General features: G+C 61.1%; 18 protein-coding genes. 11 read left to right on the top strand and 7 right to left on the bottom strand.

Annotated elements, in window-relative coordinates; genetic code table 11:
* Positions 1-64: 64 nt before the first annotated feature.
* From topA to EKA13_RS05840, 3 genes are all read left to right on the top strand, one after another.
* The gene (gene topA, locus EKA13_RS05830) at positions 65-2,677 is read left to right on the top strand and encodes a type I DNA topoisomerase (RefSeq protein WP_065758456.1); all 2,613 of its coding nucleotides are present in this window, start codon (positions 65-67) and stop codon (positions 2,675-2,677) included.
* Positions 2,678-2,818: 141 nt separating this feature from the next.
* Positions 2,819-3,340 (top strand): DUF6586 family protein, encoded by a 522-nt coding sequence (locus EKA13_RS05835; protein WP_065758457.1) that lies wholly within the window; start codon positions 2,819-2,821, stop codon positions 3,338-3,340.
* A 50-nt stretch (positions 3,341-3,390) separates the two neighbouring features.
* Entirely contained in the window at positions 3,391-3,624 is a 234-nt protein-coding gene (locus tag EKA13_RS05840; RefSeq protein ID WP_065758458.1) for a hypothetical protein, read from the top strand.
* 64 nt (positions 3,625-3,688) lie between these two features.
* Here the strand turns inward: EKA13_RS05840 and sulA are convergent, their stop codons facing one another.
* The gene (sulA, locus tag EKA13_RS05845) at positions 3,689-4,162 is read right to left on the bottom strand and encodes an SOS-induced cell division inhibitor SulA (protein WP_065758459.1); all 474 of its coding nucleotides are present in this window, start codon (positions 4,160-4,162) and stop codon (positions 3,689-3,691) included.
* Between the two features lie 12 nt (positions 4,163-4,174).
* Positions 4,175-4,783: a transcriptional repressor LexA gene (gene lexA / locus EKA13_RS05850; protein ID WP_065758460.1), complete on the bottom strand. Its 609-nt coding sequence runs from the start codon at positions 4,781-4,783 to the stop codon at positions 4,175-4,177.
* Positions 4,784-5,036: 253 nt separating this feature from the next.
* On the opposite strand from lexA, the gene EKA13_RS05855 reads away from it, so the two are divergent.
* From EKA13_RS05855 to EKA13_RS05870, 4 genes are read left to right on the top strand one after another with little or no spacing between them, the layout of a single operon-like run.
* Positions 5,037-5,750, top strand: coding sequence for a TetR/AcrR family transcriptional regulator (locus tag EKA13_RS05855; RefSeq protein WP_065758461.1), 714 nt, complete (start codon positions 5,037-5,039; stop codon positions 5,748-5,750).
* Positions 5,751-5,786: 36 nt separating this feature from the next.
* On the top strand, positions 5,787-6,311 hold the full coding sequence (locus EKA13_RS05860; RefSeq protein WP_065758462.1) for a L,D-transpeptidase: 525 nt from the start codon (positions 5,787-5,789) through the stop codon (positions 6,309-6,311).
* Between the two features lie 22 nt (positions 6,312-6,333).
* The gene (nagZ, locus tag EKA13_RS05865; RefSeq protein WP_176717401.1) at positions 6,334-7,332 is read left to right on the top strand and encodes a beta-N-acetylhexosaminidase; all 999 of its coding nucleotides are present in this window, start codon (positions 6,334-6,336) and stop codon (positions 7,330-7,332) included.
* 9 nt (positions 7,333-7,341) lie between these two features.
* Positions 7,342-8,079, top strand: a complete 738-nt coding sequence (locus tag EKA13_RS05870) for an S-methyl-5'-thioinosine phosphorylase (protein ID WP_065758464.1) — start codon at positions 7,342-7,344, stop codon at positions 8,077-8,079.
* 57 nt (positions 8,080-8,136) lie between these two features.
* Here EKA13_RS05870 and EKA13_RS05875 read toward each other — a convergent pair whose 3' ends face one another.
* The 3 genes from EKA13_RS05875 to mfd are packed head-to-tail and all read right to left on the bottom strand — an operon-like array spanning position 8,137 to position 14,431.
* Positions 8,137-10,443 carry a DEAD/DEAH box helicase gene (locus tag EKA13_RS05875; protein WP_065758465.1) on the bottom strand — a complete coding sequence of 769 codons (2,307 nt, stop codon included), beginning with the start codon at positions 10,441-10,443 and terminating at the stop codon, positions 8,137-8,139.
* A gap of 1 nt (position 10,444) precedes the next feature.
* Positions 10,445-10,972 (bottom strand): CsiV family protein, encoded by a 528-nt coding sequence (locus EKA13_RS05880; protein WP_065758466.1) that lies wholly within the window; start codon positions 10,970-10,972, stop codon positions 10,445-10,447.
* A 9-nt stretch (positions 10,973-10,981) separates the two neighbouring features.
* Entirely contained in the window at positions 10,982-14,431 is a 3,450-nt protein-coding gene (mfd, locus tag EKA13_RS05885; RefSeq protein ID WP_065758467.1) for a transcription-repair coupling factor, read from the bottom strand.
* 180 nt (positions 14,432-14,611) lie between these two features.
* On the opposite strand from mfd, the gene EKA13_RS05890 reads away from it, so the two are divergent.
* From EKA13_RS05890 to sthA, 3 genes are all read left to right on the top strand, one after another.
* Positions 14,612-16,075 (top strand): glyceraldehyde-3-phosphate dehydrogenase, encoded by a 1,464-nt coding sequence (locus EKA13_RS05890; RefSeq protein WP_065758468.1) that lies wholly within the window; start codon positions 14,612-14,614, stop codon positions 16,073-16,075.
* 71 nt (positions 16,076-16,146) lie between these two features.
* Positions 16,147-17,157: an FAD:protein FMN transferase gene (locus EKA13_RS05895; RefSeq protein WP_065758469.1), complete on the top strand. Its 1,011-nt coding sequence runs from the start codon at positions 16,147-16,149 to the stop codon at positions 17,155-17,157.
* Positions 17,158-17,337: 180 nt separating this feature from the next.
* The gene (gene sthA, locus EKA13_RS05900) at positions 17,338-18,732 is read left to right on the top strand and encodes a Si-specific NAD(P)(+) transhydrogenase (RefSeq protein WP_065758470.1); all 1,395 of its coding nucleotides are present in this window, start codon (positions 17,338-17,340) and stop codon (positions 18,730-18,732) included.
* A 42-nt stretch (positions 18,733-18,774) separates the two neighbouring features.
* Here the strand turns inward: sthA and EKA13_RS05905 are convergent, their stop codons facing one another.
* Both EKA13_RS05905 and EKA13_RS05910 read right to left on the bottom strand, forming a co-directional pair.
* The gene (locus tag EKA13_RS05905; protein ID WP_065758471.1) at positions 18,775-19,497 is read right to left on the bottom strand and encodes a glycerophosphodiester phosphodiesterase; all 723 of its coding nucleotides are present in this window, start codon (positions 19,495-19,497) and stop codon (positions 18,775-18,777) included.
* A gap of 29 nt (positions 19,498-19,526) precedes the next feature.
* The gene (locus EKA13_RS05910) at positions 19,527-20,114 is read right to left on the bottom strand and encodes a PilZ domain-containing protein (protein WP_065758472.1); all 588 of its coding nucleotides are present in this window, start codon (positions 20,112-20,114) and stop codon (positions 19,527-19,529) included.
* Between the two features lie 94 nt (positions 20,115-20,208).
* Here EKA13_RS05910 and EKA13_RS05915 point away from each other — a divergent pair, with 94 nt between their 5' ends.
* Positions 20,209-21,459 (top strand): lipoprotein-releasing ABC transporter permease subunit, encoded by a 1,251-nt coding sequence (locus tag EKA13_RS05915; protein WP_065758473.1) that lies wholly within the window; start codon positions 20,209-20,211, stop codon positions 21,457-21,459.

Below are 21,459 nucleotides of genomic sequence, written 5' to 3' on the forward strand. Positions count from 1 at the left end.
ATAGCGGTGCCACGTCAGGTACCTGCCGTGTTTTTATTTTCAGTATTCAGGAATTTTCCGATCCATGGGCAAATCGCTGGTCATTGTGGAATCCCCGGCTAAGGCCAAGACCATCAACAAGTACCTGGGCAACCAGTACGTGGTGAAGTCGAGTATCGGCCATATCCGAGACCTGCCCACCAGCGGTTCGGCCAGCGCCAGCAAGGAGCCTGCTGCCAAGCGCGGCAAGGCTGCCGCGGCGGAAGGGCCGGTACTCACGCCCAAGGAGAAAGCGCGCAAGCAATTGGTCGCGCGCATGGGTGTCGATCCGGACCACGGCTGGAAAGCCAAGTACGAGATCCTTCCCGGCAAGGAAAAGGTCATCGAGGAACTGCGCCGTCTGGCCAAGGATGCTGACACCATCTACCTCGCAACCGACTTGGATCGCGAGGGGGAAGCCATTGCCTGGCACCTGCGCGAAGCCATTGGTGGTGATGACGATCGCTACAAGCGCGTGGTGTTCAACGAGATCACCAAGAAGGCCATTCAGGAAGCGTTCTCCCAGCCGGGCGAACTGGATATCGATCGGGTCAATGCCCAGCAGGCGCGTCGCTTCCTTGACCGTGTGGTGGGTTACATGGTCTCGCCGCTGCTGTGGCAGAAAATTGCCCGTGGCCTGTCGGCCGGTCGTGTGCAGTCGGTCGCGGTAAAGCTGGTGGTCGAGCGTGAGCGCGAGATCCGTGCATTCATCCCGGAAGAATACTGGGAGATCCACGCCGACCTGGGCACCGCCAAGAACGCCAAAGTGCGCTTTGAAGTGGCACGTGAGAACGGTGAAGCGTTCAAGCCGCTCAACGAAGCCCAGGCGATGGCTGCGCTGGAAAAGCTCAAGGCGTCCAGCTACAGCATCGTCAAGCGCGAAGACCGCCCGACCAGCAGCAAGCCGTCGGCACCGTTCATCACGTCGACCCTGCAGCAGGCTGCCAGCAACCGCCTGGGCTTCGGCGTGAAGAAAACCATGATGATGGCCCAGCGTCTGTATGAAGCCGGTTACATCACCTATATGCGTACCGACTCGACCAACCTGTCGGTCGATGCCGTGGAAATGGCGCGCAGCTACATCGAAAGCGAGTTCGGCAAGAAGTACCTGCCTGATGCGCCGATTGTATACGGCAGCAAGGAGGGTGCTCAGGAGGCTCACGAAGCGATTCGTCCGTCTGACGTCAATACACATCCAAGCAAGCTCAGTGGCATGGAGCGCGACGCTGAGCGCCTCTATGAGCTGATCTGGCGTCAGTTCGTGGCCTGCCAGATGCCGCCGGCACAGTACCTGTCGACCACTGTCAGTGTGAAAGCCGGTGAGTTCGAACTGCGTGCCAAGGGCCGTATCCTGAAGTTCGACGGTTACACCCGGGTCATGCCGCAACAGAGCAAGCCGGGCGACGATGACGTGCTGCCGGAAATGGAGCAGGGCGAAAGCCTGAAGCTGATCCAGCTCGACCCTAGCCAGCATTTCACCAAGCCGCCGGCACGCTTCTCTGAAGCCAGCCTGGTCAAGGAGATGGAAAAACGTGGTATTGGTCGTCCGTCGACCTATGCCGCCATTATTTCCACCATCCAGGACCGCGGCTATGTCACGTTGCACAACCGCCGTTTCTACTCCGAGAAGATGGGCGATATCGTCACCGAGCGCCTGTCTGAGAGCTTCTCCAACCTGATGGACTACGGCTTCACCGCCGCGATGGAAGAAAACCTCGACGACGTCGCCCAGGGTGAGCGTGACTGGAAGAGCGTTCTCGACGAATTCTACGGCGACTTCAGCAGCAAGCTGCAGGCGGCCGAGTCGAGCGAAAACGGCATGCGTGCCAACCAGCCGACGCTGACCGATATTCCGTGCCGTGATTGCGGTCGTCCGATGATGATTCGTACCGCCTCGACCGGCGTGTTCCTTGGCTGTTCCGGTTACAGCCTGCCGCCGAAAGAGCGCTGCAAGGCGACGGTCAACCTGGTGCCGGGTGACGAGATTGCTGCCGATGACGAGGGTGAGTCCGAGTCGCGGGTGCTGCGCAACAAGCACCGTTGCCCGATCTGTGCCACGGCGATGGATGCCTACCTGCTCGATGAGAAGCGCAAGCTGCATATCTGTGGTAACAACCCGGATTGCGTCGGCTACGAAATCGAAGAGGGCAACTACCGTATCAAGGGCTATGAGGGTCCGAGCCTTGAGTGCGACAAGTGCGGCAGCGAGATGCAGTTGAAGACGGGCCGTTTTGGCAAGTTCTTCGGTTGCACCAACACCGAGTGCAAGAACACCCGCAAGCTGCTCAAGAGCGGTGAGGCGGCGCCGCCGAAGATGGACGCGGTGAAGATGCCGGAGCTCAAGTGCGAGAAGGTCGATGATACCTACGTGCTGCGCGACGGTGCCTCGGGCTTGTTCCTGGCCGCCAGCCAGTTCCCGAAAAACCGTGAGACCCGTGCGCCGCTGGTGATCGAGATCGTTCCGCACAAGGACGAGATTGATCCGAAGTACCATTTCCTGTGCGAAGCGCCCAAGAAAGACCCTGAGGGTCGTCCTGCGGTTATCCGTTACAGCCGCAAGACCAAGGAGCAATACGTGCAGACCGAGGTGGACGGCAAGCCTACCGGCTGGCGTGCCTTCTACGATGGCAATGCCTGGAAGGTCGAAGACAAGCGCTGATCGTTCTGGCGCAGTCGAGGGCCGTATCCGACGTGTGTCGGATGCGGCCTTTTTCATTTCAGGGCCAGACACTGCTTGCGGTCGGGCAGGGCATCCCTGAAACTGGCAGGCCCGCCTTGCAGCCTTTCGGAGGGCATCCAGATGGCCCAGGAACTCTATACCCGCACCAATCAGAAGATCTATTTCGCTGGCTTGGCCCTTGAGGCGCTTGGCAAGGCGCAGGAGAGTCGGGCGATGAATGCCCAGGCGCTGGTTCAGGCCGAGCGTGAGTCGGCGCTCTTCCATCTCTATGGGGCGTTGCTGGGCTTGTGCCACGAAATTGCGGGTTTCTACCGTTTGCCGCAAGCCGGCGCATCGCGTGTCGAGCTGTTGCTGACGCCTGAAGTGCTTGAGGCGGTGGCCATCCCCGAGATGGCCGAGCTGATCGAATTGGCGCGTCAGCCGGAAACCTGGCTGGCGCAACTGATAAGTGCTTATGCCAATTTGTTCCGACCGCCTGTCGCGGCAAAAAAGCCGAAAACCGACGTTACTCAGCCATTGATTCAGGCGGTCAGCCTTGATGAACCTGAGGTTGAGCCGCTATCGCGGGAGGCGTTGGAGCTCTGGCGGCAGAATCTCAAAAGCCTGACCGTTCGTTTCCGTGAGGGCTTGAGTGAGTGCTGAGTTCATCGGTGGCTGGTACAATGCCAGCCTTTCGTGGAGAACAGCCTTTTATGCCAACGTCCTTTCTAGAAATTGTCGAGTTACCTGACGGCCGCATCGAACTGCGCCGCGCCGAGGACGAAGGGTCGTTGGTTACCCTGGATTTCTCTGAGGACGCCAAGGCTTTTCTGCAAGGGCAGCACGTAGAAGTGGCCAAGGCCATGCTCAGCGTGGGCGTGCAGATGGCTGGCAAGCTGGTTGAAGGCGAGATCGAGCGTGAAGACGGCCCACGGGTTCTGCATTAATCGCCCTTGAGGGCTTCTCCGTTCTGGAGAAGCCTTGCCTGCAGATGTATTGACCTGCTGAACGTCAGCCGAGGCGGATGTTCAGGCTTTGCGCGTGCCCGGCACGTGCAGCATTGATCAGTTGTTGGCGGGCCGACGTGCTGACCGGGTTTAACCAGCTCACTACGGTGTGGCTGCGGCCCAGGCGCAAGGCGTCGCAGGCCAGTTGCAGGGCGCTCTGGGTGTTGCGTGGTTGTAGCAGAAGGATGCGTTCGCGGTTCAGGCCGGCATCGCGTAGCCAGGCTTGAGTCAGGCTGGTAGGCGGTGCGATCAGGGTCAGCCAGCGGGCATCCTGTTCTTCGCTCAGTTCACGAAGCATTGGGGCCAACAGGCTTTGGCAGTTCCCCAGTGCACCTCGGAAGGAAAGCTCACTGAATACCTCGGGATCGTTGTTCGGTCGCACAGGTTCTGCCGGCTTCAGGCGGGGCAGGATCGGCTGGGCCAGGAACGCCTCGAACAACGGCAGTTGGGCTTGCTGAGGTACATGGGGGAACTGCATAACGCCTCCTAATTAGCGGCGAATGACGCCGACGCTCAAGCCTTCGATCACCAGTTCCTGCTCTTTGAGGTCGACTTCGATGGGCGCGAACTCAGGGTTTTCGGCTATCAGCCAGACTTTGTTGCCTTCGCGCTTGAAGCGTTTGACCGTGACTTCGTCGCCGATACGGGCAACGACGATCTGGCCGTTACGGGCTTCGCGGCAGGTGTGAACGGCCAGCAGGTCACCGTCCAGAATGCCGACATCCTTCATGCTCATGCCGTGAACGCGCAACAGGTAGTCGGCCTTGGGGTGGAAGAAGCTTGGGTTGATGTTGCAGGATTGCTCAATGTGTTGCTGGGCGAGAATGGGTGCACCGGCAGCGACTCGACCAATGATTGGCAGGCCACTGTCGTCGCTCTTGGCCTCGAAGCCTGGGATGCGGATGCCGCGAGAGGCGCCCGGGGTCATTTCGATCGCGCCTTTGCGGGCCAGTGCCTTGAGGTGTTCCTCGGCAGCGTTGGGCGATTTGAAGCCCAGCTCCTGGGCGATTTCCGCACGTGTTGGCGGGAAGCCGTTGTCTTCCAGGCAGCGTTTGATAAAAGCCAGAATCTCAGCTTGGCGTGGCGTCAGTTTTAGCATGTCGATCGCTCTGTCTTTTTATACAGTGACTGGGATTATATACAGTGGAAGAGGGTTGGCAATACATAAGCTTCACCTGACGGGCTGTTGGCGTTGCAACGACGTCGACTTGCGTGGGCTTGTTGCCTGAAGCCTGCGCCTTGAAGCTGTGATTAAATACGTGACCCGTGAGCCAGAAAACGGCCGCCCAGACTTGACAATACCCTTGCTTGAAACGTATGTTTCAAACAAGTGTTTGTCAGGCGGAGTAGTCATGGCCCAGTCGGAAACCGTTGAACGCATTCTCGATGCAGCAGAACAGTTGTTCGCGGAAAAAGGTTTTGCCGAAACCTCATTGCGGCTGATTACCAGCAAGGCCGGCGTCAACCTGGCGGCGGTGAACTACCATTTCGGTTCCAAGAAGGCGCTGATCCAGGCCGTCTTCTCGCGTTTCCTTGGCCCGTTCTGTGCCAGCCTGGAGCGTGAGCTGGAGCGTCGTCAGGCGCGCCCGGAGCAAAAGCCGACACTCGAAGAGCTGCTGGAAATGTTGGTCGAGCAGGCGCTGGCGGTGCAGCCGCGTAGTGGCAACGACCTGTCCATTTTCATGCGCCTGCTGGGGTTGGCGTTCAGCCAGAGCCAAGGGCACTTGCGGCGTTACCTGGAAGACATGTACGGCAAGGTGTTCCGTCGCTACATGTTGCTGGTCAACGAAGCGGCGCCGCGTATTCCGCCAATCGAACTGTTCTGGCGCGTGCATTTCATGCTCGGTGCCGCCGCGTTCAGCATGTCCGGCATCAAGGCGTTGCGCGCAATTGCCGAAACCGATTTCGGGGTCAACACCTCGATCGAGCAGGTCATGCGCCTCATGGTGCCGTTCCTGGCGGCTGGCATGCGCGCCGAAAGCGGTGTGACCGACGAAGCCATGGCCGCTGCGCAATTGCGTCCGCGGAGCAAGTCGGGCAGTGCGTCAATGCCTGCCAAGGCCTGATGCAACGGCGGGGCGCTTCAGCTAAGCTAGCGCCCCATGCCTACTCTCGATTTACTGCATATTTCCATCGCCGATCAATGCCTCTATGGGTTTGCCCAGGGGCGCCTGGTCGTGCGTCTTCCAGTGTCTACCGCGCTCAATGGTGCGGGGGAAACCAGTGGTTCCGGATGTACCCCTCGCGGTCGCCATCAGGTTCGCGCAAAAATTGGCGCGGGCTTGCCGTGCGGCGCGGTGCTGAGGGGGCGACGCTGGACGGGTGAAACCTGGACGCCGGCACTGCATGAGCAGTTTCCCGGGCGTGACTGGATTCTTTCGCGCATCCTCTGGCTCAGTGGCTGTGAGCCAGGGCGCAATCGCCTTGGGCCGGTCGATACCTTCCGCCGCTATATCTACCTGCATGGCACGCCGGACACGGAACCCATGGGCGTTCCGCTGTCCCATGGTTGTGTGCGCCTACGCAATGCCGACCTGGTGAGCCTGTTCGAGCAGGTACCGGTGCATTGCCCTGTGCAGATCGAAGAAGCCGCGTGCCCCGAGTGGGCCACGGCCTCCCTCAACTGAAGGATCATTTATGAGTGCCAGCCTGCAAGGCTCCCTGATGGTGGACGTCGCCGGTACCTGGTTGACCGCCGAAGATCGTCAACTCCTGCGCCAGCCCGAAGTGGCGGGCCTGATCATTTTTGCCCGCAACATCGACTGCCCGCGCCAGGTGCGAGAACTGACCGCCTCCATTCGCGCCATTCGCCCCGACCTGATCCTGGCGGTCGACCAGGAGGGTGGCCGGGTGCAGCGCCTGCGTCAGGGCTTTGTGCGTTTGCCGGCCATGCGCGCCATTGCCGACAACGACAATGCCGAGTACCTGGCAGAGCAATGTGGCTGGCTGATGGCGACCGAAGTGCTAGCGGTAGGCCTGGACCTCAGCTTCGCGCCAGTGCTGGATCTCGATCATCAGCGCAGTGCGGTGGTCGGCAGCCGTGCGTTTGAAGGTGACCCCGAGCGCGCTACCGTGTTGGCCGGTGCCTTCATCCGTGGCATGAACGCGGCCGGCATGGCAGCCTGCGGCAAGCATTTCCCTGGCCATGGCTGGGCCGAGGCGGATTCGCACGTGGCGATCCCGACCGATGAGCGCAGCCTCGCGCAGATCCGCGCCGCCGACCTGATTCCGTTCACTCGCCTGAGCGGGCAGTTGGCTGCTGTGATGCCGGCGCACGTGATCTATCCGCAGGTCGATAATCAGCCTGCCGGGTTCTCGCGGCGCTGGCTGCAGGACATTCTGCGTGGCGAACTGGGTTTTGACGGTGTGATCTTCAGTGATGACCTGTCGATGGCCGGTGCGCACGTCGTTGGTGACGCTGCCAGTCGAATCGAGGCCGCCTTGAGTGCAGGCTGTGACATGGGGCTGGTGTGCAACGATCGGGCGGCGGCAGAGCTTGCGTTGTCGGCAGCCCAGCGCATGAAGGTAAAGCCCTCGCCACGTATCGCGCGCATGCGCGGGCAAGGCTTTGCCACTACCGAGTATCGCCAACAGCCACGGTGGCTAGCGGCTTTAGGGGCTTTGCAAGAAGCCCAGTTGATCGATTAAGGACACACAATGACTGTTTACGCCATTATCGGCGGTACCGGCCTGACCCAGCTTGAGGGCTTGAACATTCGTCAGGCGCTGCCGATGGACACGCCCTATGGCCGGCCGTCGGCTGACGTATTGGTGGGTGAGTATGCCGGTCGTGAAGTGCTGTTCCTGGCCCGCCATGGCCATCCGCACCGCTTTCCACCGCATAAGGTCAACTACCGTGCCAACCTGTGGGCATTGAAGCAGGCGGGTGCTGAGGCAATCCTGGCGGTGAACGCCGTGGGTGGCATTCATGCGGCGATGGGGACCGGGCATTTCTGTGTGCCGCATCAACTGATCGACTACACCAGCGGTCGTGAGCACACGTATTTTGCCGATGATCTGGAGCAGGTCACGCACATCGACTTCAGCTACCCCTACAGCGAGCCGCTGCGTGCCCGGTTGATTGCCGCGCTGGCAGCCGAAGGTGTCGGTTACAGCAGCCATGGTGTTTATGCCTGCACCCAAGGGCCGCGGCTGGAAACCGTTGCCGAGATCGCCCGTCTTGAGCGTGATGGCTGCGACATCGTCGGCATGACCGGCATGCCGGAAGCCGCATTGGCACGCGAGCTGGAGCTGGACTATGCCTGCCTGGCATTGGTGGTGAACCCGGCGGCGGGTAAATCAACCGCCGTGATCACCATGGCCGAAATCGAGCAGGCACTGCACGATGGCATGGGCAAGGTGAAGTCGACCTTGGCGCGAGTGTTGGCGGGCTGATGGTGCCGCTGCTTTGATCGTGCTGGCGCCCCGCTGACACCCGCGTTAATACCGGGCTCACCCGCTTTTAGGCGGGTGACGACGGCCTGGCAAGGGTGCCAGTAGTGCGTCGATATCGTCGTCGGCCAGTTTCCAGTCTCCGGCCTGGCGCCCATCCAGTACACCGGCTGCCAGTGCAGACTTCTCCTGCTGCAGCTGCTGGATCTTCTCTTCCACGGTGCCGCGGGTAATTAGCTTGTAGACGAACACCGGTTTTTCCTGGCCAATGCGGTATGCACGGTCGGTCGCTTGCTGTTCGGCTGCCGGGTTCCACCATGGGTCGTAGTGAATCACGGTGTCGGCTGCCGTGAGGTTGAGTCCGACGCCACCGGCCTTGAGGCTGATCAGGAAGATCTGCAGCCGGCCGCTCTGGAAGTCTGCAACCGGTGCGCGTCGGTCGCGGGTGTCACCCGTCAACAACGCATAGTCGATACCGCGCTGTTGCAGTTCCTCGGCAATCAGCGAAAGCATGCTGGTGAACTGCGAGAACAGCAGCACTCGACGGCCTTCGGCGAGCAATTCTTCAAGCATCTCCAGCAGGCTGTTGAGTTTGCCCGAGTTCGCGCTGCGTGATGGGCCGGCTGCCTCGGATTTGACCAGACGCAGGTCGCAACAGACTTGGCGCAGCTTCAGCAGTGCCTCAAGAATGATGATCTGGCTGCGGGCAACACCCTTGCGGCTGATCTCGTTGCGGACTTTCTTGTCCATGGCCAGGCGCATGGTTTCATAGACGTCGCGCTGTGCTTCGGTCAAGTCGACCCAGTGGATCATTTCGGTCTTGGCCGGCAGTTCGGTTGCCACTTGCTCCTTGGTTCGGCGCAGCAGGAAGGGCTTTATCCGTGCATTCAGGTGCTGCAAGCGTTCTTCGTCACCCTGGCGCTCAATAGGCACCCGGTAATCGCGGTTGAACGCCTTGTTGTCGCCCAGCCATCCCGGCAGCAGGAAGTGGAACAGTGACCAGAGTTCGCCCAGGTGGTTTTCCAGTGGCGTACCACTCAGGCACAGGCGTTGCCGCGCCTCTAGCTGTCGCGCAGCCTGCGCGGCCTTGCTGGTGGGGCTCTTGATGTACTGGGCTTCGTCCAGGATCAGTACGTGCAGTGGCAGGTGCTTGAGGTGGTCAAGGTCCTTGGGCAGCAGCGCATAGGTTGTCAGGAGCAGGTCGTAGTCCGCCAGCTTGTCGAAGTACTGTCGGCGACCAATGCCTTGCAATGCCAGTACCCGTAACTGCGGAGCAAAGCGCTCGGCTTCATCCTGCCAGTTGGGGATCAGGCTGGTGGGCATTACCACCATTGCCGGTCGATCAAGACGGCCTGCGTTTTTTTCAGTCAGCAGGTGGGCCAGGGTTTGCAGCGTCTTGCCCAGGCCCATGTCGTCAGCCAGGATGCCGCCGACGTCCAGTTCGCGCAGCGCCTGCATCCAGCTCAAGCCTTCAAGCTGATAGGGGCGCAGGGTAGCTTTCAGGCCTTCAGGGGTGGTGACGGCCTGGGTACGAATATCGCGCAGGCGTTCGCCCAAAGCGCGAACCCGCTCACCGCCTTCCCAGGTCAGTGGCAGCTCGAGCAGGGCGTTCAGGCGCGCCGCGTCAGGGCTGGCCAGGCGTACGGTGGTCTCGCCCGGCTCGCGCAGGTAAAAATCCCCCAGGGTGGCCAATACCGGTTTGAGCCGCCCGTACGGCAGGGCGATCTGAAGCGTCTTGCGCGGTGCATGAGGGTGGGGAATGGGCACCAGGATCTGCTCGTCGTCACGGCGTTTGGCCAGGTGTGCACTGTTGAGCAATTCCGGGTGGGTACGCAGCAGGTTGAGCAGGATCGGCAACAGGCTCAAGCGCTCGCCATTGACCACGATGCCCAGTTCGAGGTCGAACCAGTCGCGTTCGGGTGTCTCGACGACCTGGGCGTACCAGTCGTCGACCGGGGTGAGGTCAAAGGCGAAGTCGTCAGCGCAGATGATTTGCCAGCCTTGCTCGCGCAAGTGTGGCAGGTCATTGAGGACAAAACGTAACCAGGCTGCCTCGCTGGGGAGCTCGAACGGCTCGCCGGCACTTTCCGGCAAGGCTTTGCTCTGCCGGGTGGCAACCTTGAAGCCCAGGCTCAGGAGTGTTTCGCGCAGGCTTTGCTCCGCGCCCAGGTGGCGCTGCAGGGGTTGCGCCTGACGCGCATGCAGGGTGCCACTGACATAGTCGCCGGCATAGCCGAAGGCGAGTGCGGCGCGGTGTTGGGTGTAGCGCTGCATGCGCCCGTTGCGAGGCTCGAAGGCGCTGAACTCGATGCTGCCCAGCCACAGGCGTGGCTGGGGTGGAAGCGGGGCTATCACGCGGTCGGGCATTTCAAAGCTTCGTGACCTTGAGCAGCAGTGCCAGATGGCCGCCGTCAAGGTAGTTCAGGTCGCCAAGGCGCATGTTGCTGTTGCTCTGCTTGAACTGTTCGGTCTGGGTAATGCTGCCGTCGGCCGCAAAACGGTTGACCCAGAAACTGGCGTCAGCGCTGATGAAGCGGCCGTCACTCAGGCTCAGGTTGCCTTCCACGGGGAAGTGGCCGAAGTGCCGCTTGCCGTCACTGATGGCGACCTTGCCCGGTTCTGCGCTCAGGTTCTGTTGCCAGGCTTTGCGCAGCAGGATGGTGTACTGGCTGTCGGCCTGCAGCTTTGCCGCTTCGTCGTTCATCGCAGGCTTGCTTTCGTCGGTGCTGCTTAACGTCTTGGCGTCGGCGGCCCAGTCTTCCGGGGCGTACTGGCTGGTAATGGCCGGCACGCTGTTTTGCCGAACCAGAATCATCTCGATCTGATACAGGCCGTCAGCGAAGGCGCTGGTGGAGCAGAGCGCGGCCAGCAGGGCCAGGGAGCGAATCAGGCGCATCGGTTTTCCTTAAGCGGATGTCGGGGTCAGGCGCTCGAACAGCGCCTCGAGGGTATTGAAGCGTTCTTCTGCGCGCTCCATGGGAACCATGAACTTGAACTGCGTTGCGCCCTCGAACTTGTAGCGTTTGGGTTGGCTCTGGATCAGTTTGATCAGTACCAGTGGGTCGACAGGGGTTTCCCCGGCGAACTCGATCTTCCCGCCTTGTGGGCCAGCATCGACTTTCTTGATGCCGAGCTGCTCGGCCTGCAATTTGAGCAGGGTCAGGCGCACCAGGTTCTTGGTCGGCTCCGGCAGCAGGCCGAAGCGATCGATCATTTCCACCTGCAGGTCCTTGAGGCCGTCTTCGTCGGTAGCCGAGGCAATGCGTTTGTAGAGAATCAGGCGTGCATGGACATCCGGCAGGTAGTCCTCGGGAATCAGCGCTGGCACGCGCAGGTTGATTTCCGGGCCGCCGCCGAGCGGTTGATCGAGGTTGGGTTGCGTGCCCTTGCGAATGGCTTTGACCGCACGTTCGAGCATTTCCATGTACAGGGTGAAGCCGACGGCCTGGATCTGGCCGCTCTGGCCTTCGCCGAGCAGTTCGCCCGCACCACGGATTTCCAGGTCGTTGGTGGCAAGGACGAAACCTGCCCCAAGGTCCTGGGTGTTTGCGATGGCTTCCAGGCGCTTTTCCGCATCGGCGGTGATCTGCTGGCGTGGCGGTGTGAGCAGGTAGGCATACGCCTGGTGGTGGCTGCGCCCCACGCGTCCACGTAGCTGGTGCAGCTGCGCCAGGCCGAATTTGTCGGCGCGTTCGATGATGATGGTGTTCGCGCTGGGTACGTCGATACCGGTCTCGATGATGGTCGAGGCAATCAGGACGTTGAAGCGCTTGTGGTAGAAGTCGCTCATCACCTGTTCGAGTTCGCGCTCGCGCATTTGCCCGTGGCCAATGCCGATACGCGCCTCCGGCACCAGTTCGGCGAGGTCGGCAGCACATTTTTCGATGGTCTTCACATCATTGTGCAGGTAGTAGACCTGGCCGCCGCGCAGCAGCTCACGCAGCAGCGCTTCCTTGATGGTGCTTTTGTTCTGCTCCATGACAAAGGTGCGAACCGACAGTCGTCGCGCTGGCGGGGTCGCGATGATTGACAGGTCGCGCATGCCGGACACCGCCATGTTCAGCGTCCGCGGGATCGGCGTGGCGGTGAGGGTAAGAATGTCGACTTCGCTGCGCAGTGCTTTGAGCTGTTCCTTCTGGCGCACGCCGAAACGGTGTTCTTCGTCGATGATCACCAGGCCGAGGTCTTTCATCTTGACGTCGTCCTGCAGCAGCTTGTGCGTGCCGATGACGATATCGATCTTGCCGTCTGCCAGGTCCTGGACGGCGGCGTTGATTTCCTTGGCTGACTTGAAGCGGCTCATCACCTCCACGGTCACCGGCCAGTCGGCAAAGCGGTCGCGGAAGCTGTTGTAGTGCTGTTGGGCGAGCAGGGTGGTGGGCACCAGGATGGCCACCTGGCGTCCGCCATGCACAGCGATAAACGCGGCTCGCATGGCCACTTCGGTCTTGCCGAAGCCGACGTCGCCACAGACCAGGCGGTCCATCGGCTTGGCGGCGAGCATGTCCTCGCGTACCGCTTCGATGGCGGCTTGCTGGTCCGGGGTTTCCTCGAACGGGAAGCCGGCGCTGAAGGTGGCATAGTCGGCTGCCGGGTCGGCAAAGGCATAACCCTTGCGCGCTGCGCGGCGGGCGTAGATGTCGAGCAGTTCGGCGGCTACGTCGCGGACCTGTTCGGCGGCTTTGCGCTTGGCCTTTTGCCAGACTTCCGAGCCCAGGCGGTGCAGCGGTGCCAGGGCGTCGTCGCTACCGGTGTAGCGCGCGATCAGGTGCAGGTTGGCGACCGGTACATAGAGCTTGGCGCCCTCGGCGTAGGCAAGTGTCAGGAACTCGGCGGCCTGGTTGTCGATCTCCAGCGTCGCCAGGCCCAGGTAGCGGCCAACACCGTGGTCGATGTGGACCACCGGCGCGCCTTCGCGCAGTTCGGTGAGGTTCTTGATGACCGCATCGTTAGTGCCGTCGCTGCGCTTCTCGCGGCGTCGACGCTGCATGACGCGCTGGCCGAACAATGGGCTTTCGGCGACCAGTGCCAGGGCGGGGCTTTCCAGCAGCAGGCCGTCGTCCAGTGGCGCGATGGTGATCCCCAGGCGCTCTTTGCTTTGAACGAAGTCGTCCCAGCTGTCGAGGGTCTGTGGGCGCAGCTTCAGGCGTTCGAGCAGCTCCAGCAGCACTTCGCGGCGCCCCGCCGATTCGGCGGTGAACAAGACGCGGCCCGGGAACTGCTCAAGGAAACTGGACAGTGCGGCCAGCGGCTGGTTGGCCTTGGCTTCGATGGCCAGGTTCGGTAGCGTCTGCGCGGCGAAGCGCTCGCGGCCAACACCGCCCTCGCTGTCATCCTGGCTGACCACGATGCGCGGCCAGCGCTTGAGTTGGGCAAAGCAGTCCTCTACCGGCATGAACAGTTCGACGGGGGGCAGCAATGGCCGGTTCGGGTCGATGCGGCGCTCGTCGTAACGGTTGCGCACGTCGCTCCAGAAGTGTTCGGCGGCCTGCTCGATACCCGGCAGGGAAAACACCTGGGTGTCCTGCGGCAGGTAGTCGAACAGCGTCGAGGTTTCCTCGAAGAACAGTGGCAGGTAGTACTCGATGCCTGCGGGAATAATGCCGCTGGTGAGGTCCTGGAAGATCGGGCTGCGGCGGAAGTCGACGTCGAACCGTTCACGAAAGCGCGCCTTGAACTGGGTCACGGCGTCCTTTTGTAGCGGAAATTCGCGCGCGGGCAGCAGGCGTACCGAATCGACCTTGTCGATCGAGCGCTGGGTCTCCGGGTCGAACGTGCGCAGGGTTTCGATTTCGTCGTCGAACAGGTCGATCCGGTAAGGCAGCTTGCTGCCCATCGGGAACAGGTCGATCAGTGCTCCGCGCACGGCAAACTCGCCGTGTTCATAAACGGTGTCGACGCAGCGGTAGCCACTGGCTTCAAGGCGCAGGCGCATCTGCTCGACGTCGAGCTTCTGACCGATATCCAGCACCAGGCTGCTGCCCAGCAGGAAGCGTGTTGGCGCCAGGCGGTGCAGGGCGGTGGTGATCGGTACCACGAGAATGCCGTGGTCGAGTTCCGGCAGCCTATACAGGCTGGCCACGCGTTGAGAGATGATGTCCTGGTGCGGCGAGAACAGGTCGTACGGCAGGGTTTCCCAGTCGGGGAAGGGCAGTACCGGCAACTGCGGTGCGAAGAAGCGCAGTTCCTGCTCCAGGCGGTCGGCCGTCTGGCTGTCGGCGGTCAGCAGCAGGGTAAAGCGCTTGGCGGCGCTGGCGGCTTCGGCAATAGCCAGGCTCAGGGCGGCGCCCGGCAGGTTGCTCCAGGTGTGTTTGCCGGCGGTGGCCGGCAGGTGCGGAAGACGCAGAACTGGCACGGGCGGTCGAGCTCCAAGCGTTGCGACAAAGGGTCGATTGTACCGGGCCTGGGGGCGGCCTGTCAGGCGCGAAGGGGGCAAAAAACCACGGATGTGATGCCGCGATAAGAGGAGCGACAGGCGCGCATTGCTCGAAACACCTCGGGGCGTCATAATGTAGCCCCTTTTTTCTGTCCCTACATGTGGAAGGTTCCCGTGACTCAGAAGCCCGACCAGTGTCTTGGTGAGTGGATTGATCGTGAAGCGCTTGCAGAAGCGATGATCCCGCTTATCGGTCAGCTCTACCGCAATAACAACGTGGTGAGCTCGATCTATGGCCGTAGCCTGATCAACCGTTCAGTGATTGCGATCCTCAAGGCCCACCGCTTTGCGCGTCATCGCCAGTCCGACGAATCCGAACTGTCTGTCCACGAGACATTCCCGCTGCTCAAGGCCATGAGCGAGCTGAAGCTGGGCGCCGCCTCGGTCGACCTGGGCAAGCTGGCTGTCAAGTTCAAGGAACAAGGCAACGGCCGTACCGCCGAGCAGTTCGTGCGCGAAGAAATGGCCGATGTGGTCGGCAAGCAGAACGCTTCGGCACGCAAGGGCACTGATGTGGTCCTGTACGGCTTCGGTCGTATCGGTCGCCTGCTGGCCCGCATCCTGATCGAGAAGACCGGTGGTGGCGACGGCCTGCGCCTGCGCGCCATTGTCGTGCGTAAAGGTGCTACCAACGACCTGGTCAAGCGCGCCAGCCTGCTGCGCCGTGACTCGGTACATGGTCCATTCGATGGCACCATCACCATCGATGAAGAAAACAACACCATCACCGCCAACGGTAACCTGATCCAGGTGATCTACGCGAAGAGCCCAAGTGAAGTCGACTACACCCAGTACGGCATCAAGGACGCTCTGATCGTCGACAACACCGGTGTATGGCGTGATGCCGAGGGCCTGGGCCAGCACCTGGCCTGCCCGGGTGCTTCCCGTGTGATCCTCACCGCGCCTGGCAAAGGTGCCCTGAAGAACATCGTTCACGGTATCAACCACGGCGAAATCAGCCCTGAAGACAAGATCATCTCGGCGGCCTCCTGCACCACCAACGCCATCGTGCCGGTGCTCAAGGCTGTGAATGACAAGTTCGGCATCGTCAACGGCCACGTCGAAACCGTTCACTCGTACACCAACGACCAGAACCTGATCGACAACTTCCACAAAGGCAGCCGCCGTGGTCGTAGCGCTCCGTTGAACATGGTGATCACCGAGACCGGTGCTGCCACCGCTGCCGCCAAGGCACTGCCAGTGCTCAAGGGCAAGCTGACCGGCAACGCTATCCGCGTTCCGACGCCTAACGTCTCGATGGCTATCCTGAACCTGAACCTGGAGAAGGCGACTTCTCGCGAAGAGATCAACGAGTACCTGCGCCAGATGGCCATGCACTCGGACCTGCACAAGCAGATCGACTACGTGAGCTCCCAGGAAGTGGTTTCCACCGACTTCGTTGGTTCGCGCCACGCAGGCGTCGTCGATGCCGAAGCGACTATCTGCAACGATAACCGCGTTGTCCTGTACGTTTGGTACGACAACGAATTCGGTTACAGCTGCCAGGTCGTGCGTGTGATGGAAGACATGGCCGGGGTCAACCCGCCTGCATTCCCGCACTAAGCGGTCATCAGGTTGCACAAGACGGGAACCCCAGGGTTCCCGTTTTTTGTGTCTGGGCTCAAGGAGGCGTAATGGCGCGGTGGGCAGGTGGGGGGCTGGTGATTCTGGCGTTGTGGCTGTGCGGTTGCGACCGTACGCCTTCGCTGGAGCGCATCAGTGGCCCGACCATGGGCAGTACCTACACGGTGCAGTATGTGCGTACGGCTCAGGGCCCGGCGCCGGAACAGGTCCGGTTTGCAGTGGAGGCGGTTCTCCAGCAGATCGACCATACGTTTTCTACCTACCGCAGCGACTCACTGATTGCGCAGTTCAACCGTTTGCCGGCCAACAGTTGTCAGGTCATGCCGGCAGACGTGCTGCAACTGGTGCAGTTGGGTGAGCAGTTGTCGCGGCAAAGCCAGGGCGCCTTTGACCTGACCGTTGAGCCATTGCTTGATGTGTGGGGCTTTGGCCCGCAGTCCCGGGGTGAACAGGTGCCCGGTGCGCAGGCGTTGGCTGCAGCCCGCGGGCGTGTTGGCCACGAACACCTGCAGATCGACGGGCTGCAGTTGTGCAAGGATGCCCCGCTGGAGCTGGGCTTCAACAGCATCGCTGCCGGCCATGCCGTCGATTTGCTGGTCGAGCGAATGCGTGCGCTGGGCGTGAGCAGCTACCTGGTTGAAGTGACAGGTGAACTCAAGGCGGTGGGGCGCAAGCCGGACGGCAATCCGTGGCGCATTGCGCTGGAATGGCCGCGTACCGATCAGCAGGTCGCTCAGCAAGTGCTGGCGCTTGAGGGTTACGGTGTTTCTACATCAGGAGACTATCGCAATTTTTTCGAGCAGAATGGTCAGCGTTTTTCGCATGTCTTTGATGCGCGGCTTGGTGCACCGGTCAGCCATCGTCTGGCTTCGGTCACGGTGCTTGATCCCTCAACGCTGATGGCCGATGGCATGTCCACGGTGTTGCTGATCCTCGGCCCTGAACAGGGCTGGGCGTTTGCCTTGAAATACAATGTAGCAGCAGTTTTCGTGACCCGTGCCGATACAGGCTTCGTCTCCCATGCGACGCCTGCATTTGAGCGACTGATGCACGCGCAGTAACAGACTGTTGCAGTGTGAGATGTAGTGCAGAGAAAAATAGCCTACGACGCGACCAAGGGTTAATGTGCGCGGCGTTCACGCTTGATTAGACTGCACCCGAATATTTTCATGACGCTCTTGGCGGCATGATCTAGCCCCGATCGCCGGCGTGGCGAGCGGGCCTGTTCTGAAGGAGTACGCATGGCTGTCTACAACTACGACGTAGTGGTGCTGGGGTCCGGCCCGGCAGGAGAAGGGGCGGCAATGAATGCCGCCAAAGCAGGGCGCAAGGTGGCGATGGTCGATAGCCGTCGCCAGGTCGGCGGCAACTGCACCCATCTGGGCACCATCCCGTCCAAGGCCCTGCGTCACTCGGTGCGCCAGATCATGCAGTTCAACACCAACCCGATGTTCCGGGCCATTGGTGAGCCGCGCTGGTTCTCGTTCCCGGACGTGCTCAAGAGCGCCGAGAAGGTAATCGCCAAGCAGGTGGCTTCTCGCACCGGCTACTACGCACGTAACCGCGTTGACGTGTTCTTCGGTACCGGCAGCTTCGCTGACGAACAGACCGTCGAAGTGGTCTGCGCCAACGGCGTGGTCGAGAAACTGGTAGCCAAGCACATCATCATCGCTACCGGCTCGCGTCCTTATCGCCCGGCCGATATCGATTTCCATCACCCGCGTATCTACGATAGCGACACCATCCTCAGCCTCGGCCATACGCCGCGCAAGCTGATCGTTTACGGTGCCGGTGTCATTGGTTGCGAATACGCCTCGATCTTCAGTGGTCTGGGTGTACTGGTTGAACTGGTGGACAACCGTGGTCAGTTGCTCAGCTTCCTCGACTCGGAAATCTCCCAGGCGTTGAGCTACCACTTCAGCAACAACAACATCACCGTACGTCACAATGAAGACTACGAGCGTGTTGAAGGGCTGGATAACGGCGTGATCCTGCACCTGAAGTCGGGCAAGAAGATCAAGGCGGACGCCTTGCTCTGGTGCAACGGCCGTACAGGCAACACCGACAAGCTTGGCCTGGAAAACATCGGTATCAAGGTCAACAGCCGTGGCCAGATCGAAGTGGACGAGAACTACCGCACCTGTGTGCCGAACATCTACGGCGCGGGCGATGTGATCGGCTGGCCGAGCCTGGCCAGTGCTGCTCACGACCAGGGTCGTTCGGCAGCGGGCAGCATCGTTGATAACGGCAGCTGGCGCTTCGTCAACGACGTGCCGACCGGTATCTACACCATTCCTGAGATCAGCTCGATCGGCAAGAACGAGCAGGAGCTGACCCAGGCCAAGGTGCCTTACGAAGTCGGCAAGGCGTTCTTCAAGAGTATGGCGCGTGCGCAGATCGCCGGTGAGCCCCAGGGCATGCTGAAGATCCTGTTCCACCGCGAGACCCTGGAAATCCTCGGCGTACATTGCTTCGGTTATCAGGCGTCGGAGATCGTTCACATTGGCCAGGCCATCATGGACCAGCCGGGTGAGTGCAATACCCTGAAGTACTTCGTCAACACCACCTTCAACTACCCGACCATGGCTGAAGCCTATCGGGTAGCGGCCTACGACGGCCTCAACCGGCTTTTTTGAGCGGCTCCGGCCGGTGGCCTGAGCCGGCCGGGGAGACCGATTTCAGCAATTCTCGAGGGTGGCAGTGGCCAAACCGGGAAAGTCTGTAATCAGGCTGTCTACGCCGAAGTCAGCGAGCCTGCGCATCAGCGCCGGTTCGTTGACTGTCCACACCGACACGTGCAAGCCCTGGCGCTGAGCTTTTGCCAGGCGTTCCGGGCTGCACAGTGTCCAGTTCAGCGCAAGCATCTCACAGCCATAGTTCTGGGCGACCTTCAGTGGGTCGAGCCAGGCGTATTCGGCTACCAGGCCGCGCGAGATATCCGGGGTCAGTTCCAGGGCGGCAGCGAGCACTTCCCGTGAGCTGGAGGTGATGGTGATCTTGTCGAGCAGGCCAAAGCGCAGTGCCATTTCGCGGATAGCCAGTACCGTGGTGGCGGCACGCATGCGTGAGGCGCTCTTGACCTCAAGTTGCCAGTGCTCGAAATCACACTTCTCGAACAACTCCTCAAGGCGCGGGATGGGGCACGGGTGCACCCAGCCCGGTCCACCCTTGCGTGCGTCATAGGTCACCAGATCACTGGCGTTGTGCTCAACCACCTTGCCGCGTCGACCCGTGGTGCGCTTGAGTGTCGGGTCGTGAATGACCATCAGTTCATTGTCGGCAGACAGGTGCAGGTCGAGTTCGCAACGCCGCACGCCATGGCTCAGGCACTGCTGGAAGCTGGTCAGGGTATTCTCGGGCGCTTCGCCCTTGGCGCCACGGTGGCCGTAGATCTGGGTCACGTTTGTTCCTTCAAGGTAAAGAGTGAAACTCAGGTGGGCGTTGCGCTGTTCTGCTCCAGTGCCTGGCGCCGTTGTTGCGCCTGGCGTTGCAGGATGTAGCGCGCCAGTAGCTGGCGTTGTGCGTCGGTGATGTCGATGAACTCGGCGCCAATATCGAACAGCCCGTCAGGCTTGCTGTCGCAATGCGTGACCTTGGCGCGTAGCAGCAACCCCAGGGCTTGCGGCATCAACACCATTTTCACCGCGACGCGGCTGCCCACAGCCAGCGCCTGGCGCTGGCGGGCCTCGATGCCGCCTTCGGAGAGTTTTACGGCGTGCGGTTCGCCGATCTGCCCGAGCAGGCTCTGGGCGACTACCTGGCTGAGCAAGTCGATGCGTTTGTTCTGGGCTTTGAGAAAGGCTGCGAGGGTGCGGTCCTTTTCGCTGAGCTGGCGCAACAGGTGCTGTGACTCGAACTCGCTCAGGTGCAGTTCGCTGAGCAGGTTGAACAGTGGTGACGCATCTTGCAACAACTCTGTGCCAGACGCATCGGCAACGTTCAGTGGGCGAATTTCCAGTGCGATCCTATCCTCGATACGGTAGTATTCGCGGCGATCTTCTTCATCTAATGTCGACATGGCGAACCCATGGTAGCGGCGGTGGTCTGAGTGTAAAGCTGCTGTCCAAGCCCCGCCACAAGGACGTTCCTCTTTCATCCGAACAAGCCCCGACATGTTCAGACCTCTCTTCGTATTCATCGGTACGCGTTATACCCGTGCCAAGCGCCGCAACCACTTCGTCTCGTTCATTTCCCTGACCTCGATGATCGGCCTCGCCCTGGGCGTGGTGGTGATGATCGTGGTGCTTTCGGTCATGAATGGCTTCGATCATGAGATGCGTACCCGCGTACTGGGCATGGTGCCCCATGCCACGCTTGAAACCGGCCAGCCCATCAATAACTGGCCTGCACTTGCCGATACAGTAAAGCAGAACCCGCAGGTGGTGGCGGTGGCACCGTTCACCCAGATGCAAGGATTGCTGACTCACGATGGCAAGGTGCAGAAAGTCTTGCTTAACGGTATTGACCCAGGTCAGGAGCGCAAGGTCTCGATCATCGATGACTTTATCCGCCAGGGCCGGCTTGATGACCTGGTGCCCGGCGAGTTCGGCATCATGATCGGCGACAAGGCGGCGACCAAGTTGGGCGTCGGCATTGGCGACAAGCTGACCTTCGTAGCACCTGAAGTGACCGTGACGCCTGCTGGCATGTTCCCGCGCATGAAGCGTTTCACCGTGGTCGGCATCTTCCATGTTGGCGCTGGCGAGATCGACGGCTACCTCGGGTTGACCAACCTCTCCGACCTGTCGCGCTTGCACCGTTGGAAAGCCGACCAGGTGCAAGGCCTGCGCCTGAAGTTCGATGACCTGTTCCAGGCGCCGCGCACGGCCTGGAGCATCGCCCAGAAACTGGGTGACCAGGAGTTCTACGCCCGCGACTGGACCCGCAGCCACGGCAACCTGTACCAGGCCATCCGCATGGAAAAAGCCATGATCGGCCTGTTGCTGCTGCTGATTGTCGCTGTCGCTGCGTTCAATATCATCTCCACGCTGGTGATGGTGGTGAACGACAAGAAGGGCGATATCGCCATTCTGCGCACCCTGGGGGCAACGCCGGGGCAGATCATGGCAATCTTCATGGTCCAGGGTACGGTCATTGGCGTGGTCGGTACGCTTATCGGTGCGGTGATCGGCATTGCCGCTGCCCTGAACGTCAGTGCTGCGATCGCCGGCCTTGAGTCGTTGATCGGCCACAAATTCCTCAATGCCGACGTCTATTTCATCGACTACCTGCCGTCCCAGGTGATGGCCGAGGATGTCTGGATGGTCTGTGGCGCGGCACTGGTCCTGAGTTTCCTCGCCACCCTGTATCCGGCCTGGCGTGCGGCACGCACCCAGCCAGCGGAGGCGCTACGTTATGAGTGA

It is taken from the genome of Pseudomonas defluvii, assembly GCF_001695625.1.
GTDB classification, from domain to species: Bacteria; Pseudomonadota; Gammaproteobacteria; order Pseudomonadales; family Pseudomonadaceae; genus Aquipseudomonas; species Aquipseudomonas defluvii.

Coding starts and splice junctions, on each gene's coding strand:
- topA (WP_065758456.1), top strand. CDS start 65: ATGGGCAAATCGCTGGTCATTGTGGAATCCCCGGCTAAGGCCAAGACC.
- EKA13_RS05835 (WP_065758457.1), top strand. CDS start 2,819: ATGGCCCAGGAACTCTATACCCGCACCAATCAGAAGATCTATTTCGCT.
- EKA13_RS05840 (WP_065758458.1), top strand. CDS start 3,391: ATGCCAACGTCCTTTCTAGAAATTGTCGAGTTACCTGACGGCCGCATC.
- sulA (WP_065758459.1), bottom strand. CDS start 4,162: ATGCAGTTCCCCCATGTACCTCAGCAAGCCCAACTGCCGTTGTTCGAG.
- lexA (WP_065758460.1), bottom strand. CDS start 4,783: ATGCTAAAACTGACGCCACGCCAAGCTGAGATTCTGGCTTTTATCAAA.
- EKA13_RS05855 (WP_065758461.1), top strand. CDS start 5,037: ATGGCCCAGTCGGAAACCGTTGAACGCATTCTCGATGCAGCAGAACAG.
- EKA13_RS05860 (WP_065758462.1), top strand. CDS start 5,787: ATGCCTACTCTCGATTTACTGCATATTTCCATCGCCGATCAATGCCTC.
- EKA13_RS05870 (WP_065758464.1), top strand. CDS start 7,342: ATGACTGTTTACGCCATTATCGGCGGTACCGGCCTGACCCAGCTTGAG.
- EKA13_RS05875 (WP_065758465.1), bottom strand. CDS start 10,443: ATGCCCGACCGCGTGATAGCCCCGCTTCCACCCCAGCCACGCCTGTGG.
- EKA13_RS05880 (WP_065758466.1), bottom strand. CDS start 10,972: ATGCGCCTGATTCGCTCCCTGGCCCTGCTGGCCGCGCTCTGCTCCACC.
- EKA13_RS05890 (WP_065758468.1), top strand. CDS start 14,612: ATGTGGAAGGTTCCCGTGACTCAGAAGCCCGACCAGTGTCTTGGTGAG.
- EKA13_RS05895 (WP_065758469.1), top strand. CDS start 16,147: ATGGCGCGGTGGGCAGGTGGGGGGCTGGTGATTCTGGCGTTGTGGCTG.
- sthA (WP_065758470.1), top strand. CDS start 17,338: ATGGCTGTCTACAACTACGACGTAGTGGTGCTGGGGTCCGGCCCGGCA.
- EKA13_RS05910 (WP_065758472.1), bottom strand. CDS start 20,114: ATGTCGACATTAGATGAAGAAGATCGCCGCGAATACTACCGTATCGAG.
- EKA13_RS05915 (WP_065758473.1), top strand. CDS start 20,209: ATGTTCAGACCTCTCTTCGTATTCATCGGTACGCGTTATACCCGTGCC.